The 19744-nt window shown below is 39.0% G+C and carries 16 protein-coding genes; 5 read left to right on the top strand and 11 right to left on the bottom strand.

Annotated elements, in window-relative coordinates; all coding sequences use genetic code 11:
• Positions 1-113 precede the first annotated feature (113 nt).
• The gene (nagA, locus tag HSP_RS0100745) at positions 114-1256 is read left to right on the top strand and encodes an N-acetylglucosamine-6-phosphate deacetylase (RefSeq protein ID WP_007523330.1); all 1143 of its coding nucleotides are present in this window, start codon (positions 114-116) and stop codon (positions 1254-1256) included.
• A gap of 49 nt (positions 1257-1305) precedes the next feature.
• Here nagA and artM read toward each other — a convergent pair whose 3' ends face one another.
• From artM to artP, 4 genes are read right to left on the bottom strand one after another with little or no spacing between them, the layout of a single operon-like run.
• The gene (gene artM, locus HSP_RS0100740) at positions 1306-1989 is read right to left on the bottom strand and encodes an arginine ABC transporter permease ArtM (protein WP_007523348.1); all 684 of its coding nucleotides are present in this window, start codon (positions 1987-1989) and stop codon (positions 1306-1308) included.
• Positions 1989-2663 (bottom strand): arginine ABC transporter permease ArtQ, encoded by a 675-nt coding sequence (gene artQ / locus HSP_RS0100735; protein WP_007523367.1) that lies wholly within the window; start codon positions 2661-2663, stop codon positions 1989-1991. The genes artM and artQ overlap by 1 nt, the downstream gene beginning before the upstream one ends.
• 1 nt (position 2664) lies before the next feature.
• Complete coding sequence (locus HSP_RS0100730) at positions 2665-3390, bottom strand: lysine/arginine/ornithine ABC transporter substrate-binding protein (protein WP_007523403.1); 726 nt, start codon at positions 3388-3390, stop codon at positions 2665-2667.
• A gap of 29 nt (positions 3391-3419) precedes the next feature.
• Positions 3420-4154: an arginine ABC transporter ATP-binding protein ArtP gene (gene artP, locus HSP_RS0100725; protein WP_007523332.1), complete on the bottom strand. Its 735-nt coding sequence runs from the start codon at positions 4152-4154 to the stop codon at positions 3420-3422.
• Between the two features lie 237 nt (positions 4155-4391).
• Here artP and HSP_RS0100720 point away from each other — a divergent pair, with 237 nt between their 5' ends.
• Positions 4392-6110 carry a protein-disulfide reductase DsbD gene (locus HSP_RS0100720; protein WP_007523374.1) on the top strand — a complete coding sequence of 573 codons (1719 nt, stop codon included), beginning with the start codon at positions 4392-4394 and terminating at the stop codon, positions 6108-6110.
• A 69-nt stretch (positions 6111-6179) separates the two neighbouring features.
• Here HSP_RS0100720 and HSP_RS0100715 read toward each other — a convergent pair whose 3' ends face one another.
• Together HSP_RS0100715 and rne are read right to left on the bottom strand one after the other, a co-directional pair.
• Complete coding sequence (locus HSP_RS0100715; RefSeq protein WP_010128172.1) at positions 6180-6674, bottom strand: hypothetical protein; 495 nt, start codon at positions 6672-6674, stop codon at positions 6180-6182.
• Between the two features lie 104 nt (positions 6675-6778).
• Positions 6779-9763, bottom strand: coding sequence for a ribonuclease E (gene rne / locus HSP_RS0100710; protein ID WP_010128171.1), 2985 nt, complete (start codon positions 9761-9763; stop codon positions 6779-6781).
• A 384-nt stretch (positions 9764-10147) separates the two neighbouring features.
• Here rne and HSP_RS0100705 point away from each other — a divergent pair, with 384 nt between their 5' ends.
• Positions 10148-11131 (top strand): DUF3298 domain-containing protein, encoded by a 984-nt coding sequence (locus HSP_RS0100705; protein ID WP_010128170.1) that lies wholly within the window; start codon positions 10148-10150, stop codon positions 11129-11131.
• Positions 11132-11275: 144 nt separating this feature from the next.
• On the top strand, positions 11276-12214 hold the full coding sequence (znuA, locus tag HSP_RS0100700; protein ID WP_010128169.1) for a zinc ABC transporter substrate-binding protein ZnuA: 939 nt from the start codon (positions 11276-11278) through the stop codon (positions 12212-12214).
• 269 nt (positions 12215-12483) lie between these two features.
• Here znuA and HSP_RS0100695 read toward each other — a convergent pair whose 3' ends face one another.
• The 3 genes from HSP_RS0100695 to HSP_RS0100685 all read right to left on the bottom strand — a co-directional run bounded on the left by HSP_RS0100695 (position 12484) and on the right by HSP_RS0100685 (position 15306).
• Positions 12484-13371 (bottom strand): DUF4189 domain-containing protein, encoded by an 888-nt coding sequence (locus HSP_RS0100695; RefSeq protein WP_007523323.1) that lies wholly within the window; start codon positions 13369-13371, stop codon positions 12484-12486.
• 157 nt (positions 13372-13528) lie between these two features.
• Positions 13529-14026 carry a ribonuclease E activity regulator RraA gene (rraA, locus tag HSP_RS0100690; RefSeq protein ID WP_007523353.1) on the bottom strand — a complete coding sequence of 166 codons (498 nt, stop codon included), beginning with the start codon at positions 14024-14026 and terminating at the stop codon, positions 13529-13531.
• A 77-nt stretch (positions 14027-14103) separates the two neighbouring features.
• The gene (locus HSP_RS0100685) at positions 14104-15306 is read right to left on the bottom strand and encodes an aromatic amino acid transporter (RefSeq protein WP_007523390.1); all 1203 of its coding nucleotides are present in this window, start codon (positions 15304-15306) and stop codon (positions 14104-14106) included.
• Positions 15307-15472: 166 nt separating this feature from the next.
• Between HSP_RS0100685 and HSP_RS0100680 the strand changes: the two genes are divergently transcribed.
• Positions 15473-16117, top strand: coding sequence for a MerR family transcriptional regulator (locus HSP_RS0100680; protein ID WP_010128166.1), 645 nt, complete (start codon positions 15473-15475; stop codon positions 16115-16117).
• 55 nt (positions 16118-16172) lie between these two features.
• Here the strand turns inward: HSP_RS0100680 and metF are convergent, their stop codons facing one another.
• Together metF and metE are read right to left on the bottom strand one after the other, a co-directional pair.
• A complete protein-coding gene (metF, locus tag HSP_RS0100675; protein ID WP_007523366.1) occupies positions 16173-17051 on the bottom strand; it encodes a methylenetetrahydrofolate reductase in 879 nt (292 codons plus the stop codon).
• Positions 17052-17270: 219 nt separating this feature from the next.
• Positions 17271-19553, bottom strand: a complete 2283-nt coding sequence (metE, locus tag HSP_RS0100670) for a 5-methyltetrahydropteroyltriglutamate--homocysteine S-methyltransferase (protein WP_007523333.1) — start codon at positions 19551-19553, stop codon at positions 17271-17273.
• Positions 19554-19744: the final 191 nt, after the last annotated feature.

The raw sequence follows: 19744 nt of genomic DNA, 5'->3' as shown, positions 1-19744 counted from the left end.
AGCAATTCAGTTGTTAGAAAATTTACTTTATTTTTGAAGATTATTTATGAATGATTACTCCAATATTGCTATAATTCATAACCTGTGATTTATGATAATAAAAAGGATTCCCTATGAAAAAATATGCTTTAACCAACGCTGTCATTTATACCGGTGAAAAAGTCCTTTACGAACACGCGGTTGTGATTGAAAACGGCCTTATACAAGCGGTCATTTTAGAGAAAGATCTTGCAAAAGAGATGCCTACGGTTGACTTAGACGGCGCGAATCTTTCAGCAGGATTTATCGACTTGCAACTTAATGGCTGTGGTGGTGTGATGTTTAATGAAGATATTAGCGTAAACACCTTAGAAATTATGCAAGCGACTAATTTAAAATCTGGCACCACTAGCTACCTACCGACTTTTATTACCTCCCCCGATGAAGGCATGAAACAAGCCGTTGCAGTCATGCGTGAATACCTTTCCAAACATCAAAACCAAGCTTTAGGACTACACTTAGAAGGCCCTTATTTAAGCGTTGCGAAAAAAGGTGTGCATCGTCCCGAATACATTCGTGAAATCTCACCAGAAATGTTAGATTTTCTCTGTCAAAACGGAGATGTGATTACCAAATTAACTGTTGCTGCCGAAAATCCAACGGCTGAATATATTTCACGCTTTATTCAAGCAGGTATTATTGTTTCTATCGGGCACTCTAATGCGACTTATGAACAAGCTAAACAACGTTTTGCTGAAGGCGCGAGTTTTGCGACACACTTACACAATGCAATGTCACCAATTAGCTCTGGTCGAGAAATGGGGGTTGTTGGTGCAGTGTTAGATAGTGATGTTTACACAGGCATTATTTGTGATGGGCTACACGTACACTGGGGCAATATTCGTTTAGCGAAAAAAGCTAAAGGCGATAAATTAGTGGTCGTTACTGATGCTACTGCTGCAGCGGGTGCAGATATTAGTGAATTTATCTTTGTAGGCAAAAAAGTGACCGTTAAAGAAGGAAAATGCTACGATGAATTCGGCGCCTTAGGTGGGGCTTCTGTGACCATGATTGAATCAATTCAAAACCTAATTCATCACACCGATTTAAGCCTTGATGAAATTTTAAGAATGTGTACGCTTTACCCAGCCAAAGCGATTGGTGTAGATGATAAACTGGGCTCAATAGCGGTCGGAAAAGTGGCAAATCTTGCAATTTTTGATCAGCAGTTTAAAGTCAAAGCGACGGCTGTTAACGGCGAATTACAATGGCATTAAGCTAATAAAAAGAAAGGTTTGAGCATAACCATTTGCTCAAACCTTTTAATTATTTTGTGCTTAGCATCGGATTTTCGAATGCGAGTACTTTTTTCTCAATTTGGCGTAAAACTAGCGTCATCACACCAGTTATCACTAAATAAATCGCACCAGCCAAACCGAAAATCGCTAAAGCATTATATTCTGTCCCATTTAGCTGCTTCGCATATCCCATAATATCTAAAATCGTAATGGTCGAAGCAAGCGAAGTGCCTTTAAAGACCAAGATAATTTCATTGCTATAGGATGGCAATGCTCGGCGAAGCGCGTAAGGCACTAGAATTTTTAGCGTTTGTAACCGACTTAAGCCTAATGCAGCACAAGTTTCCCACTGCCCTTTTGGAATAGCTTTCACTGCACCATGGAAAAGTTGGGTAGAATACGCGGCACTATTGAGTGCTAGGGCAAGCGCTGCGCAAAACCACGCATCAGAGAACAAATGCCAAAACGGGCTATCTACTAACCATTGGAACTGACCCGGCCCATGGTAAATTAAGAAAAATTGTACCAACAGCGGCGTACCCGTAAAGAGTGTTAAATAACCATTAACAATCGCTTTAAACCAGCGATTTTCCATGGATAACACAAAGGTAAATCCAATCGCCATTAAAAAGGCAATCACTAACGAAACAGCTGTCAAACCTAAACTGGTTGGAATGCCTTGTGCAATCACGGAGAAGTATTCTTCAAACATTAAGCCTCTCCTCTTTCAAAGCGGGTAAAACGCAGTTCTAAGCGACGAATAATCGCTTGGCTAATTAAAGTAATCGCTAAATAGATCAGTGCAGCAAAACCATACCAAGTAAATGGTTGGTGCTCGTTTGTGTTAATCAATTCAGTTTGGCGCATTAAATCACTCACACCAATGAGAGAAATTAACGCCGTATCTTTCAGTAACACTAACCATTGATTACTTAACCCTGGTAAAGCATGGCGCCAAACCTGTGGCAAAATAATCTGCACAAATGTATGGGCTTTAGGTAGTCCTAGCGCGGCGGCACTTTCCCATTGTCCTTTTGGAATGGCTTGAATCGCACCACGGAGCGATTGAGAGGCATAAGAGGCAAAAATCAAAGACAATGCCCATACCCCGCACCAAAAGGCGCTGAATTCTACAAATTCCCCTGTTAGCATTTCAACTAAATTAGAAGAACCATAGAACACTAAAAACACCATCAAAATTTCAGGTAAGCCGCGTAAAAGCGAAAAAAATACTGATGCCGGCAAACGTACACAACGCCATTTACTGCCTTCTAATACCGCAAAAATAATCGCAAGCAGCATCCCCACAATCAGGGATGCTACCGCCAACCCTAAAGTCATTAGGGTGGCATGATAAATTAGCGGCAAATACTCAACAAAGTTCATCTTATTTATTTGTCATCCATTTATCATAGATTTTTTGATATTCGCCATTTGCTTTAATTGTTGCTAAACCTTTGTTAAGTTCAGCCACTAATTCCGCATTGGATTTATTCACAGCAATACCTAAACCGTTACCAAAGTATTTTGGATTAGTCACTTTCTCACCTACGAAAGCTAAACCCGCTTCTTTGCTTAACATATCTGCTAATACTGCTGTATCACCAAAAATTAAATCAATACGACCATTTTTTAAATCTAAAACTGCATCTTGTAATGAAGCATAAGCCTTCGGTGCATATTGTTTACCTTCAGCAACAACATATTGTTGAAAGGTTGTACCGTTTTGCACACCCACATTTTTTGCACTCGTTAAATCGACTTTATCTTTCACACCAATAAAGCTGGCTGAACTATCGTAATACGCATCAGAGAAAAGTACTTGTTTGCTACGCGCTTCGGTAATATCCATTGCAGAAATCACTGCATCAACACGTTTTTGTTTGATCGCTTGCACTAAACCATCAAAAGCTTGACCAGAATAGCTACAAGTCGCTTGAATTTCCTTACAAATTGCATTCGCAATATCCACATCAAAGCCGATAATTTCCCCTTTTTGATCGGTAAATTCAAACGGTGGATAGCTTGGCTCCATCGCAAATTTGATTTCTTTAGCTTGCACGCTAGAAAATGCTGTTAAAACTAATGCTGAAAGGGTAAGTAATTTTTTCATGTTAATAATCCTTAATGTAAATGCATAATTTATTCGGAATGAGAAAGATAATTTGCAAAAGCTGCTGTTTTTGGATGCTCAAAACAATCTGCGCCACCTTGCTCAATCACTTTTCCACGTTCCATATAGACCACTTTATTCGCTACCTTACGCGCAACGCCGACTTCGTGAGTCACAATAACTTGCGTAATTCCGGTATGTTGCAATTCTTTAATAATCTCAACCACTTGCGCGGTAATTTCTGGATCGAGCGCCGCGGTTGGTTCATCAAACAACAATACTTGCGGCTGCATCATCAACGCACGCGCAATTGCCACACGTTGCTGCTGACCACCTGAAAGTTGGAGCGGGAATCGATCAGCAAATTCTGCTAAACGTAAACGAGCCAAATGCCCTTTTGCCTGCTCAATTGCTTCACTTTTTGATAAACCCAATACTTTCATTGGTGCTTCAATGAGGTTTTCTAATACGGTTAAGTGATTCCATAAATGGTATTGCTGGAACACCATTCCTACTTCACGGCGTAATAATGCGACTTCTTTTGCATTTGTCTTACCGTTTAAGTTGAATTTATGCTGAGCAATCTCTAACACACCAGATTGCGGGACTTCTAATAAATTTAAAGTACGAATTAAGGTACTTTTTCCTGCGCCAGAAGGCCCAAGCAATACAACAGTATCGCCTTTTTCAATGTTTAAGTTGATATCAAACAAGGCTTGGCTATTGCCATAAAAGAAATTGACATCACTGATACGAATTGCCATTCGTGTTGATTCCTATATTATTAAAACTGAATGAATATTAAATTTTTGTGCATAAATATGCAAGCTGTTTTTATTTTATTACTTGAAAATGTTTTAGTCCAGTAAAAAAATATGCAATTTTTATGCAAGCGGTCAAATTTTTATAATGATTTACCAATCGCTGCTATCGGTTGATGATTCTTCCGTTAATTTCGCCTATACTGTCAACCTTTTCGAATTTACCTTTCCTCAACAATTATGTTTAAAAAACTTTCTGCCTTCCTTATCCTTTGCCTATTTTCAGGCTTTGCACTGGCAGGCTTATTTGATAAAAAACCTACATTCTTAAAAAGTGAAGAAGCGTTTGCGCTGACGACACAACACCAAGCCAATGAACTACAACTCCATTGGCAAATTGCTGATGGCTACTACCTTTATCAAAAAGAAGTAAAAGTTAGCGGGCAAGATGTCAAACTGGGTGAAATTCACTTTCCGCAGGCTGAAAGCTATCAAGATGAATTTTTTGGCGAAGTTGAAATTTACCGCAACCAGCTGCAATTAAATGTACCATTTAGTGAAGCTAATGAAAAAAGCCAAGTAGAAATTCGTTATCAAGGCTGTACGCACGGCTTTTGCTATCCGCCTGAAACGATTAGTGTGTCTTTATCTGGCAACAGCCAACCTATGCAAGCGGTCAATTCTGTAGAAAAAATTGCAAATACTAATGCGCCGCAAGCAGAGCAAAATCAACTGGCAGATAATTTAGCCAAAAATCAATTAGCTGTCTTTTGGTTCTTCTTATTAGGTGTCGGTTTAGCTTTTACGCCATGCGTATTGCCTATGTTACCGCTACTTTCTGCAATTGTTATCGGGCAAAAAGATCGCCCGAACAGTTTACGTGCTTTGTTATTAAGCTTTAGCTATGTACAAGGGATGGCGGTCACTTATACTTTATTAGGCTTATTAGTTGCAGCGATTGGCTTACCATTCCAAATTGCGCTACAAAGTCCTGCGGTGCTCATTGCGTTATCTGTGCTATTTACCTTGCTTGCGGCTTCTATGTTCGGTTTATTTGAAATTCGCTTACCTAATAGCTGGCAACAAAAATTAAATAGCCTTAGCCAAAAACAAAGTGGTGGCGCATTTGGTGGTGTATTTGTAATGGGAATGATTGCAGGCTTAGTTGCCTCACCTTGTACTTCTGCGCCGCTTTCTGGTGCACTACTTTATGTGGCGCAGAATGGCGATCTGTTTACGGGTGGATTAGCACTTTATTTACTTGCGCTTGGTATGGGAACGCCATTAGTCCTAATTACGCTATTTGGCAATAAAATCTTACCAAAATCTGGCGACTGGCTGCTTAAAGTGAAAACCGCTTTTGGTTTTGTGATGTTAGCTTTACCGGTATTTTTACTTTCTCGCGTACTGCCTGCACATTATGAAGCACTCATGTGGTCGGCGTTAGCAATGGTATTCTTGGGTTGGCTGATTAGCGTGATTCCAGCACAAGGTTTATTTAAACAAGCGGTCAGAATTGGGTTATTTTTTGCATTTGCAGTTTCAGCTTATCCTGTTGGCCAACTCATTTGGCAAGCACCACAAACACAACAGAACGAGACAACACATGTCACCTTTGAGAAAGTGAGCTCTTTAGCTGAACTCAATGAAAAACTTGCAACAGCTAAAGGCAAAAAAGTGATGCTTGATCTCTATGCTGATTGGTGTGTTGCTTGTAAAGAGTTTGAAAAATATACTTTCAGTGATGCGGCCGTACAGCGAAAATTAGCAGAAATGGTTGTACTACAAATGGATATGACCAAAAATTCAGCTGAAAATAGCGCCTTGATGCAACATTTCCAAATTCTTGGTTTACCAACAATTCTCTTTTTTGATGAAAACGGGAATGAACAAACCAATGCTCGCATTACTGGTTTTTTAGAAGCTTCAGCTTTTTTAAATTGGCTAAATCAACATTAATCTTGCTAAATGCAAATATAAAAAAACCTGAATACCAACGTATTCAGGTTTTCTTTTTTCTCTAAAAGATTATTTAGATTCAACTGAGCTTTTTACTTCAGCTGCTTTCTCAGTTACAGCTTCTTTTGCTTCTGTCGCTTTCTCTACCGCAGCATCTTTTATTTCTACTGCTTTGTCAGTTGCAGCTTCTTTTACTTCAGCTGCTTTTTCTACCGCAGCATCTTTCATTTCTACTGCTTTGTCAGTTGCAGCTTCTTTTACTTCAGCCGCTTTTTCTACCGCAGCATCTTTCATTTCTACTACTTTGTCAGTTGCAGCTTCTTTTACTTCAGCCGCTTTATCTACTGCTGCATCTTTCATTTCTACTGCTTTGTTAGTTGCAGCTTCTTTTACTTCAGCCGCTTTCGCTACTGCTGCATCTTTCATTTCTACTGCTTTGTCAGTTGCAGCTTCTTTTACTTCAGCGACTGCAGCTTGTGTTTTATCCGCCGCTTTTTGTGCGTTATCACAAGCGGTTAACGCTAATGCAGAACCAAAAACAAGGGCTAATAATGATTTTTTCATGATAGAACTCCATTAAAGAATGTATATGTAAGATGTGTTTAGTTAGTCTACACCTACAAAATAAAAGTTCAAATAAAAATGGGCAATTTCTTGCCCATTTCATCTTATGCATCTAATGTTGCAACTCTCGGTGCTGTATATACATGGCTCACTGCACTTGTGTGGCCACCATATCCTTTACCATGGAAGTAATAGCGTGAATGTTTCCATTCAGTAATCTCAAATGCATCTTCCATTGCTTCAGGCGCTTTCGCTTGTGTCATTTGCGCTTTGGTATGCTCTACGCGAGAGAATGTCCCAATTTTACCGTTAAAGGTATATTCACTTTGATAAGTTGATTGTGGAACAACAATAGCAATCGGCGCACTTTCTTCCGCTTGTGCCTGTGTTGGCTGTGCCTTATAGCGCTGTGTACGAGCATGTCTTTCTTTCACTAAATCGCGATCTGAATGCTGGCTGACTACTGCACCAAACGGCACAACTTGCTCAACAGTTTTACTCGGTTTACTTTCTACTGAAGGCTGCTCTGCTTCATGATGAGCACGTTCGTGTTTTTCTTTGACTAAATCACGATCTGAATGCTGGCTAACTACCGCACCAAATGGCACCGTAGAAGTTGCCGATTTATTCGGGTGCGCTCTTACAACTTCAGGCTGAACTAATTCAACTTGTTCAGCTTGTGGTGCTTGATTTTGTTGCTCCAACATTTCATCTACAGACAAGAAGCGAGATTTTTCTTGAGATGCTGCTTTTTGTCCCTTCACGTTAATTGATAACAAAATCTTACCGCTTGCAGCTTCAGGTGAAACCACCGCTGCCGCTAATGCCATCGCTTTCACTTGGCGATTATCGCGATTTTGACGGCGTTGATTACCTACACGTAAATGACGAGGTAAACGACGTTGACGTCCATTTTCACGATTTTCCGCATTTTCGTTATTTTCAAAGACTGTTTCAGTTGCTGGCTCATTGCCTACAAGCGGTCGAATTGGCGCCTCATTTTGCAATTTCTCTGCTTGAACTGGTTTTTCAGTGACAACTGGCGCATCAACTTTCTCAACTGCTACTACAGGTACTACAGACACATCATTTTCCACACGTACTTTTTTACGTAAATCACGACGTTGACGACGCTCTGCCACTTGTTGAGATTTTTGCTCAGGGAGCTCTGAACTACCCGCTGTTTCTTCAACAATTTGGCGACGAGGCTGTTTTGTTTTTTCAACCTTAACTTCCTCTTTCACCTCTTGCGATAATGCAGGAGTTTGACGACGCTCTTGACGATTATTACGTTGACGATTATTTCTACGCTCACGTGTTGGGCGTTTTTTCGCTGCCGGTTTTTCTTCTGCTTTTTCTGGTTCAGAAGCAAATAATGATTTCAACTTCGCAACAATACGACTAAAGAGCGAAGGTTTTTCGGCTTCGGTCGGCATTGGCGCTGGTTGAATGTTCAACGCACTGCTATTTAACACAGATTCAACTGTAATAACCGGCTCGTTACGGCTCACTAACGCTTCTTCTGCCGTTGCCGTATGATTATGGCTGGTAAAGACATCGTCTTCATCACGCGCAGCATAGTGTTTCGCTAAATCGTAACTTAAGGTTGGTAGAATTTCATTTTCACGTAAACGATAAACCGCGAAATGTGGTGTTTCCATACTTTCGCTTGGAACCACTAGCACGTTAACATCGTGACGACTTTCAATGTTAGAAATTGCTTTACGTTTCTCATTGAGCAAGTAAGAAGCCACTTCCACTGGCACAATAGCGTGAATTTGCGCTGAATTTTCTTTAATCGCTTCTTCTTCTACTAAACGTAAGATAGAAAGCGCGATAGATTCATTATCACGGACTTTACCTGTACCTTGACAACGTGGACAAATGTGGCTTGAAGCTTCGCTTAATGATGGACTTAAACGCTGACGGCTCATTTCTAATAAACCAAAGCGAGAAATACGCGCAAATTGAATACGCGCACGGTCTTGACGAGTCGCTTCACGCAAGCGACTTTCCACCTCACGCTGATGGCGTACTGGTGTCATATCAATAAAGTCAATAACAATTAAGCCACCTAAGTCACGTAAACGTAACTGACGCGCAATTTCATCTGCTGCTTCTAAGTTGGTATTTAATGCGGTTTCCTCAATATCTCCGCCACGCGTTGAACGTGAAGAGTTAATATCAATTGCAGTTAATGCTTCAGTAACATCAATAACGATTGAACCGCCCGATGGTAAGCGTACTTCGCGTTGGAATGCAGATTCAATTTGTGATTCAATTTGATAATGACTGAAAAGTGGTACTTCACCTTCGTATAAACGCACGCGGTTAATAAAATCCGGACGAACTAAACGAATGTGATTTTTGGCTTTTTCAAACACTTTTTTGTTATCGATCAGAATTTCACCAATATCACGACGCAAATAATCGCGAATCGCGCGGACAATTACATCACTTTCCTGGTGAATTAAAAACGGTGCCGCACGAGATTCTGCTGCCGTTTTAATCGCTTCCCAATGGTGTAATAAAACTTTTAAATCCCACTGTAGCTCTTCTGGTGATTTACCCACACCAGCAGTACGCACGATTAAACCCACGTCTTCTGGCACATCGAGACAATCTAATGCCTCTTTCAGCTCTAAACGCTCATCGCCCTCAATACGGCGAGAAATTCCACCAGCACGAGGATTGTTCGGCATTAAAACTAAATAACTACCCGCCAAAGAAATGAAAGTGGTTAAGGCTGCCCCTTTATTACCACGCTCTTCCTTATTGACTTGTACAATGACTTCTTGCCCTTCTTTGATAATATCTTTGATATTCGGGCGACCGCTAAATACATAACCTTGCGGGAAATATTCGCGAGAAATTTCTTTTAATGGTAAAAAACCGTGACGCTCTGCACCATAGTCCACAAATGCGGCTTCAAGGCTTGGCTCAACACGAGTAATTTTCCCTTTATAAATGTTTGATTTCTTTTGTTCATGACCTGGCGATTCAATATCCAGATCAAATAAACGCTGCCCATCAACTAAGGCAACACGCAACTCTTCTTTTTGAGTTGCATTAATTAACATACGTTTCATTGTGTTTCTCTTATTTCATTTTTTATTGTTTGAGAGCTTAGCGCGGCCTGCTTATTGCATATTGGGCAATCATCCCGATTGTCTCTGCGCTAATACCTGTTAAGTTTCGTCTTACGTTAGATTCTTCTTGTCTCGAATAAACTGCGAAAGCGGCTTGCCTAATGCGCAAGCGGTCGTTTTTTGCCGAAATTTTACTCATTTTATAACAATTTCCAGCAGAAAAATAACGAGTCATTATGGCTTTTAAATCAAGGAAAAGCAAGGCGATTCTTTATAATTACCTTGCGCCAAATTTGCAGAAAAACGAAGCAAAATCTTCATGAATTTTCAACAAGTTCGTGTTATGCTTTATAATGAAAATCGCACTAATTTCATGGAGTTTTTATGAAAAAATCTTATCTCGCCTTATTTGCAGCCTCTATTTTTTTACTGGCTGGCTGTAATGAAAAGGAAACTCAAGCACTAACTGAGAAATTACAGAAAGCTGAACAAACCATCACGCAATTAAATCAGGACTTAGCTAAATCTCAGCAAGATTTCACCGCTTATAAAGCTGAAACCGATCAAAAACTCGCCGATTTAGAAAAAACAAAAAATGCTTTCCCTGCATTAAAAGTCGAAATTGAGCCACTCTTTTCTAAATCACAAAAAGTAAAACCAAAAGAGCAAACCTATTTTGAAGAAGGGCAAGTCAACTATTTTATTAGCATTCCTAAAACCGGTTTTGAATGGTTAGATAATTTAGTGATTCGTAAACTATGGCTTGATTACTCACCTGAAGATGCAAAACAAGACCCAGACAAAGTGACAGGTAATGAGAAAGCGCAATTACTCAAAGCCTTTGAAAAAGATTTTAATGACTCACTAACTGAAGTGAGAGACGGGCCAGTTAGCGGTATGGAAGTCAGCGCTGAACTTCGCTACTTAGGACAACGCGATAATATTGTTAGCTTCTCAGTTTTCAATTATAGCTTCAGCGGCGGTGCGCACGGTTTATTTGCGACTACTTACATCAATATTGATGTTGATAAGAAATCAATTATCACTCTAGATAAACTGATGACCAAAGCCAACCAAACTAAAGCAAAAGCGTTATTATGGGATGCCTATTTACGTGAAAGCCCAGTGGATGAAAACGGTAAACAAGAACCTTTCACCGCTAAAGCGGATTTTGATATCAGTAACCAGTTCTACTTTACCAACGATGGAATTGTTTTCTCTTATGCACCATATGAGCTTGGGCCATTTGCTGACGGCGAAAAAACGTTAACGCTACCATGGTATGAAGTGAATAACTTAATTGCAAAAGAATATCAACGTACCAAAAAAGATGGCTTTGATTTAATTCCTTCATCAGATTTACGTTAATCTAACTCTCCAAAAGCACAAAATCATTTTTGTGCTTTTTTTCTATTTATTTAAATATCCATAAAAAAATTATAGTCAATTGGTAAAACTTTGATAAAATACGACCGCTTGAATCATCCATAAAAAAATAAAGGGGATAAATTTATGTTAAAAAGAACACTATTAAGCGCAGCACTATTAACTGCTGCAAGCGCACAAGCAAATGTATTAACAACAATTAAACCACTTGGTTTTATTGCTGCCGCAATTACCGACGGCGTAACTGAAACGGAAGTATTACTTCCTGTTAGCGCATCACCACACGATTACAGCCTAAAACCTTCCGATGCGAGCAAATTACAATCAGCCGATTTAGTCGTTTGGGTTGGCGGTGGAATGGAATCATTCTTAACCAAAAGCGTAAACAACCTAGATAGCCAAAAAGTCTTAACATTAGGTAAAGTGCCGGCAATCAAAACACTCGTTGATGCAACGCACAAAGAAGATCATGACCATGATCATGGGCATGAACACGGACATGATGAGCACCATCATCACGAACATGCGCACGACCATGATGGCCACGATCACAGCAGAGACTGGCACATTTGGCTTTCTTCAGACATTGCCATTTTAAGTGCTGAACAAATTGCTGAAAAATTAACAGCACAATATCCAGATAAAAAAGCCAAAATCGAAGAAAACTTAGCCAAATTTAAAACGAATGTGGCGGATAAAGTGGCACACTTAAAAACCCAACTCGCGCCAGTTAAAGGCAAAGGCTTCTATACATTCCATGAAGCCTACGGTTATTTTGAAAGCCTTTATGAGCTTAAATCACTTGGTTCATTTACAATCAATCCAACTGTAGCACCAGGTGCAAAAACACTAGGTAAAATCAAAGCGGATATTAAAGAACATAAAGCTGCTTGTTTATTTGCAGAACCACAATTCACACCAAAAGTGGTTGAAAGTTTAAGTAAAGGTACTCAGACCAAAGTTGGACAACTTGACCCACTTGGTGCAAAAATTGAACTTGGCCCAGATGCTTATCCGCAATTCCTACAAAGCATGGCAGATGAATTTAGTCAGTGTTTAAAATAATCAATAGACTAACGTTAGCCAAATAACATACAAGCGGTCAGATTCTGCAAAAATTTTGCGAAATCTGGCCGCTTGTTAATCTGCGCATAAAAAGTTAGATATGTTAGGAATCTATCCCAAATTCTTGTATTTAACTAGCTTACAAATACCACAATCCTGCTTGATGACCAGTTTAATCATTTCTAAACGAGATTGATAAGAATAAAACATAATCTGCACTTCAAATTAGGTGTCCTAATTTTTAAGTGCAGATCAATTTTGGAAGTAGGCTATTTAATTACGTTACCATCTAATGCTACATTAAATGCTTTTCCGCCTTTAACCCCTGGCATGATGACCTGAGGGCTATCGAAGTTACAAGTTTTATCTTTAAGCATATCGCACGGTAGGGCACAAAGCGACGGTGCTGGGCTTGGTTCACAAGATGAGCCTCCTTTTGCTTGGCAATTCTCAACTGCCATTGCTTTTGCGTGCTCAGGGATAATACTATTTCCAAAGTAATCTCTCAAACCGCTACTATCTCTACCGCTAGCTAGCCCTAAACACATATTACTTATGCCAATCGCTAATTGGCAGTCTTTACCACCATACTCTTGACATTGTTTTAGTGCATCTTGTTTGGCTTGCTCAAGCGTGCTATAGGCGGCATCTGAAGCCCACATCATTTGATTTATTTCTGGAGAGCGAGCAATAGCCGCCCATAATCTAGGTTTAATTTTGCGTTTTTTTAGTTCTTCTGGTGTAGCAATTTTTACTGCTTCTTGATACTCACCACAACCAAATTCTTTTTCAATGTCACCAAACCCGGTGGCATCTCTAATAGATGTGATTTTATGGTTTGCATCTGTAAATACATAAGTCCATGTATGACCGCCAGTATAGACTTTTTCGGTTGTCAGAAAGATTGTTCTAGAATTTCTGCCAACTTCATAGGTTTGTAAATCATAAAGAGCAAGTCGATAAGCGTGAATATAACTTTTTTCATTGTCTTTAAAGCATTGATAAGATTCATCTGGTAAACGTTTTCGAGCAAAAAACTCATAGTCTTCTTTACCATGCCAGTATAAAGTGTCTAATGGGTTATACATTGTTGAGCAACTTGTTAAAAAGGTTGCAAGTGCAGCCAAACAAATTAGTTTAATCTTATGAGAGCGCATGATACATTTCCTTACTAAAAGAGTATACTTTAGTAAAATAATATAGTGTTTTAATCAAATTATCAATTTTTGATTGTGAATCATAAAATGAATGTTCTAAAAGAATTAAATGTAAAAAATAAGCGGGCTAAAAAGCCCGCTTATCAATGATAATGAATTATTCTTCTAACTCGGTTAAATCTAGTAATTCAGGAGAAAGAATGATGCCCGTCAGATCAGCATAAATATAATCTTCTGGGAAGAATGTGACGCCACCGAAATTCACAGGTGTATCCACTTCACCGATTTCTGTCTCTTCTGCACCTACTGGAATTGGGGCAAGTGCATGAATCCCAATATCTAGTGTTTCTAATACATCTAATTGACGAACAGCACCGTAAACAATAATCCCTTCCCAGCCGTTATCTAATGCAAGTTGTGCTAATTCAGCATCAATTAAAGCACGGCGTACTGCGCCACCGCCATCGACAAGTAATACGCGCCCTTCCCCTTCTTCTTCTAATACTTGTGCAATTAACCCGTTGCTTTCAAAGCATTTAACGGTAGTAATTTTACCAAAGAAAGAAGACGCGCCACCGAAGCTGGAAAAGATAGGTTCCACGACATCGACTTGATCTAAATAAATATCGCAAAGCGCAGAAGTATCAACACGCATAATATGCTCCTTGTTTAAACTGTTTTTATCGGTTTCAGTATAACGCTAGCCGGCTTATTTGCAAAACATTCTGTTCATTAGCCTTTAAATAACGGGATTTTTCCTTGCATTGCAAGAAAATGGAATACTGCCGTACAAATACCAAAAATCAGAATTAAGCTAATTGCAGCAATGTTACTTTTTTTCGCTTTGAAAGCTAATGCAGCTGGAATGATACATGTCCAAATGGTTGCTACTGCACCGGCATAACCGATAGCCAACCCAAAGCCTTCCGGAGAAACTAATGAGAAAGCTAATGGTGGTAAGAAAGTTACTGCCCACGCTTTTGTTCTACCTACTTTGCTGTTATCAAATTTGAAGAAATCTGATAAGAAATCGAAAGTACCTAAACCTACACCAACAAAAGAAGAAAGAATTGCCGCAATGGTAAAGGCATTGATCGCTTGGCTAATATATGGCGTTTCAACCACTGCACTTACCGCATTTAATAAAGTAGCAACATTATCGTTAGCAATTAACGGGCCAAATTGACTACGTGGTAACACACCGAAAATACTAATAATCCAAAGTAGATAAAGAAGTAAAGCAATCGTTGTTCCACCAGCAATTGCCCATTTTGCTTTGCGCTCTTCCCCGTAGTAATCACGCATAGAGGAAACAGAATGGTGGTAGCCAAATGAGGTTAACGCAACTGGTAACACGGCTAACGTATATTTAGCATAATCTGATTCTGCCATTTTTTGTGTATCAAAAAGCGTTGAAAGATTGATGTTTGTGACTAATCCCCAAATACTCAATATAAAGGTAATTGCCATGAAAACAATTAGCAAAACAGACACTCGGTCAACAAATCGAGTTGAATGCCAAACAATAAAAGAAAATAATCCTACAATAATGACAGACCAAATTGCCGCACTGTTAGCACCAAAATCTACATAATTTTGTGTGAGCCCGCTAAAAATACCACCTGACACTGTAGTATAAGCATAAAGTAAAATGCCACCGACGAAATAAACGGCAAGGTTGTTAATCACATTAACCACACTACCCAATAAATCTTTAGTTACCGTATTAAATGAAACACGTAATGGATAGCTTTTATAAACGTCTAATAATAACCAACCAGAAAGTGTCATGGTGATCATGGTAAGCAACATGGCAAAAATTGTCCAAATTGTCCAAGCCCCTGCACCTGCAGTTGGTAATGCTAACATACCCGCGCCAACACACACGCCGGCAATAATCGAAGCTCCTCCAAATAGAGAAGGTTGTTTACTCATAATGAATCCTTTTGAATTAATGAAGTCTAATTGTTCGATTTTGCCATAAATTCTGTATTTACAGAAACATTCTCTGAAATAAACCGCTTCAAAGAATAAAAGTTAATAGTTTGACTTCTTACTTTTGTGCTATACTTAAGAGAATATTATTAGAAAGGAGTAACTTATGTTAAAAATGAACGATCTTTCCAAACTGACAAATACCCCAAAATCGACTATTCTTTATTATATTAAAGAAGGGTTATTGCCAGAACCATTCAAAGATAAACCCAATTTTCACCTATATGATGAAGGCAATATTCAACTCATTGAATTTATTAAATATTTACAAACTAACTTTAATGCTTCTATTTCACAAATCCGTGCGCTATTTTCGCATCCAGATTTTGACATCAACAATCCATATAAAAGTCTGACTTATTCATTAGATCTGATTATGGGCGCAGAAAGTGAAAAATTCTTAGCATCAGAATTATGTGAAGAATTTGGTATCACTGAAATTGAATTACATGAATTAGTTGAAATGGGGTTAATTAACCCACGTAACGGCATTTATACTGGAAAAGAGCGAGATATTCTTGCTATTATCAGCCGTTGTGATGGCGATGAATATCAATTATTAAAAGATTATGCAGAAACAGCGAAAAAACTAGCGCAACAAGAAGTCAAAATCGGTTTGAATATTTTAGCTGACCGTGAAGATCAAGATGGTCGATTAAAACACTTATTTGATATGTTATTGCTCTTAAAACCTTATGTGTTGAATTTACAAACTTTCAACACTTATCAACAACAAGCGAAAGGTGCATAAAAAAAATGTGTGAGTTATTTTAACTCACACATTTTTATTTGAATTGATTTCAAACTTACGGACGAATGCCTAATACATGGCAAATGGCATAAGTTAACTCAGAACGGTTTAAGGTGTAGAAGTGGAAATCTTTTACGCCTTCTTTTGATAACACTTTTACCATATCCATCGCAATGCTTGCCGCGACTAAGTTACGGGTGGTTTGATCGTCATCTAACCCTTCATACATTTTACCCATCCAAGCAGGGATTTTCACATTCGTGATTTTTGCCATTTTCTGTAACTGCTTGAAGTTACTTACTGGCAAGATCCCCGGCACAATTTCTGCCTCAATACCAATCGTTGCACAGCGATCACGGAAACGTAAATAGCTATCTACATCAAAGAAAAACTGTGTAATCGCACGGTTAGCGCCCGCATCAATTTTACGTTTAAGATTGAGTAAATCTGCTTGTGCTGATTTCGCATCTGGATGCACTTCTGGATAAGCCGCAACCGAAATATCAAAATCCGCCACTTCTTTTAAAAGTGCAACTAAATCAGAAGCATAAAATGGTTGCTTAGCATAACCTGCTGGTTCATCGCCACGTAAGGCTACAATACTACGAATCCCGTTATTCCAATAATCTTTCGCAATCTCACGTAATTCATCAGGGGTTGCATCAATACCGGTTAAATGTGGTGTCGCTGTAATGCCCGTTTCCGCCTGAATACGTTTTACCACTGAGTGCGTACGCTCACGCTCACCAGAGTTTGCGCCGTAAGTTACAGACACAAACTTCGGATGTAATGTTTTAAGACGATGAATAGAGTCCCATAGTAAGTTTTCCATTTTCTCATTTTTAGGTGGGAAAAATTCAAAGGAGACATTAATTTGTCCATTCAAATCTGCCACACTTTGGTTCAAAATATTAATTTCTCTTGCATAACTCATCGTCTTTTCTCCAATAATTTTGATAATGAAATGATCGTCTATTTGCCCGCATTATGCAAGTTGATATTTTTCACGTTTTACATGAATAAAATTCAACTAAATAATCTTTAATATGAGTCATATAAAACAACAAGCGGTCTGATTTTGCAAATTTTTTGCGAAAACCGACCGCTTGTCAGAATAAAAAAGCAGGCCTTTCGGCCTGCTAACGTGTGGAAATTAGGCAAGTTCTGCACGTAATTTTTTAGTCACATCTACCATCACTTTTAATTGCTCTACGGTTTCTGTCCAACCACGTGTTTTTAAACCACAGTCTGGGTTTACCCATAAACGTTCTTTTGGAATCACATTTAACGCTTTACGCAATAAGTGTTCGATTTCGTTTGCTGTTGGCACACGTGGGCTATGAATATCATACACACCTGGGCCAATGTCATTCGGGTAATTGAATTTCACGAAGGCATCTAATAAATCCATATCTGAACGTGAGGTTTCAATCGTAATCACGTCTGCATCAAGTGCTGCAATCGCAGGTAAGATGTCGTTAAATTCAGAATAACACATGTGTGTATGAATTTGAGTATCGTCTTGACAACCCATTGAGCTTAAACGGAACGCTTCACCAGCCCATTGTAAATAAGCATCCCAATCTGCACGTTTAAGCGGTAACCCTTCACGAATCGCTGGTTCATCAATTTGAATCACTTTGATGCCTGCTTTTTCTAAATCTAATACTTCATCAGAAAGCGCCACAGCAATTTGTTTACACACGGTTGAACGAGGAATATCGTTACGCACAAATGACCATTGTAGAATTGTCACAGGGCCAGTTAACATCCCTTTCATTACGCGGTTAGTTAAGCTTTGCGCATATTCAGACCAACGTACTGTCATTGGCGTTGGGCGAGTAACGTCACCAAAAATAACAGGTGGTTTCACACAACGTGAACCGTAGCTTTGTACCCAACCAAATTTTGTGAAAGCAAAACCATCTAATAATTCACCAAAATATTCCACCATGTCGTTACGTTCAGCTTCACCGTGAACAAGTACATCAAGATCTAGGTCTTCTTGTTGACGAACCACATACTCAATCTCTTTTCTCATTGCTGCTTCGTAATCTTCAAGTGAAAGCTCACCTTTCTTAAACGCTGCACGCGCATGACGAATTTGTAAGGTTTGTGGGAATGAACCAATTGTTGTCGTTGGTAAAACAGGTAAATTTAACCACGCATTTTGTTGTGCAATACGCTCTGCAAATGGTGATTTACGTTGATCTGCATTAGCCGGTAAATTCGCTAAACGTTCAGCCACTTCGGCTTTGTGGATCACTTTGCTGCTTGCACGCGCATCTGCTGCTGCTTGGCTATCATCTAACTCAGCACGCACTGCATCACGACCTTGATTTAAAGCTTGTTTTACCACATTTAACTCGCCAACTTTTTGTAAAGTAAATGCTAACCAGCGATATAAATCTGGATTTTTCTCTTGTAATTGCGTTTCAACTGCTAAATCATATGGGGTATGAAGCAATGAACAGCTTGGAGCAACCCATAAACGCTCACCGAATTTCGCTTTTAACGGTTCAAGTACGTCTAAAACTTGGTTTAAATTCGCACGCCAGATATTACGACCTTCAATAACGCCTGCTGAAAGAACTTTTGTGTAATCTTCAAATGCACTTAATTGTTCTGGCGCTCTCACTAAATCTAAATGTAAGCCATCAACTGGTAAGCGTTTTAAAAGTGCCGCATGTTCTGCAACTGAACCAAAATAGGTTGCTAATAAAATTTTAGCATTCACTTGGCTTAATTGCGCATAAACGCCTTCGTAAGCAGCCACCCATTCAGCCGGTAAATCTAAAGCCAGTGCTGGCTCATCAATTTGAATCCATTCCACACCTTCGGCTACAATCGCAGCTAAAATAGCCTGATAAACTGGAACTAATTTCGCTAATAAATCAAAGCGGTTGAAGGCTTCCCCTTTCTCTTTTCCTAACCATAAGAAGGTTAATGGGCCAACAATAACTGGTTTGACAGTTAAGCCTAATGCTTTTGCTTCACGAATTTGGTTGACATAATGAGTAGGATTTGGTTTAAATTCAGTATTTGCATGGAATTCTGGTACAAGGTAGTGATAGTTGGTATCAAACCATTTTGTCATTTCGATGGCAAACTGCGCTTTGTTACCGCGTGCTAACTGGAAATATTGATCAAGTGTTAAATTTTGGCTATCGAATCCAAAACGAGCAGGAATTGCACCGGTTGCAACTTGTAAATCTAAGATATGATCGTAGAAAGTAAAATCGCCTACTGCCACAAAATCAACATGACTTGCTGCTTGGTTTTGCCAGTTTTTCTCGCGTAATACTTTAGCAATATCTAATAAATCTTGTTCGGCTAATTCTTTACGCCAATAACGTTCTTGTGCAAATTTTAATTCGCGTTTTGCACCAACGCGTGGAAAACCTAAAATGTGGGAAGTAGTATGTAATGTACCCATGATGATAACTCCTATGATCTTTATAATTTTCTAAAATACAGAGGTTTAGCACTTCGCTAAACGGCTTGAGGAGATAATCATACTTTTTACAATATTATGCAAACTCATAATTTTCAAATTAAACATGAATTAAATTCATAAATATAAAATATCTTTATTAAACTGAAAAGTTGAGCTTTACACTTTCAAAT

This window comes from Haemophilus sputorum CCUG 13788, from assembly GCF_000238795.1.
GTDB lineage: Bacteria > Pseudomonadota > Gammaproteobacteria > Enterobacterales > Pasteurellaceae > Haemophilus_A > Haemophilus_A sputorum.
Note: the sequence above shows the minus strand (reverse complement) of the source record. Positions and strands in the feature narration are given on the sequence as shown.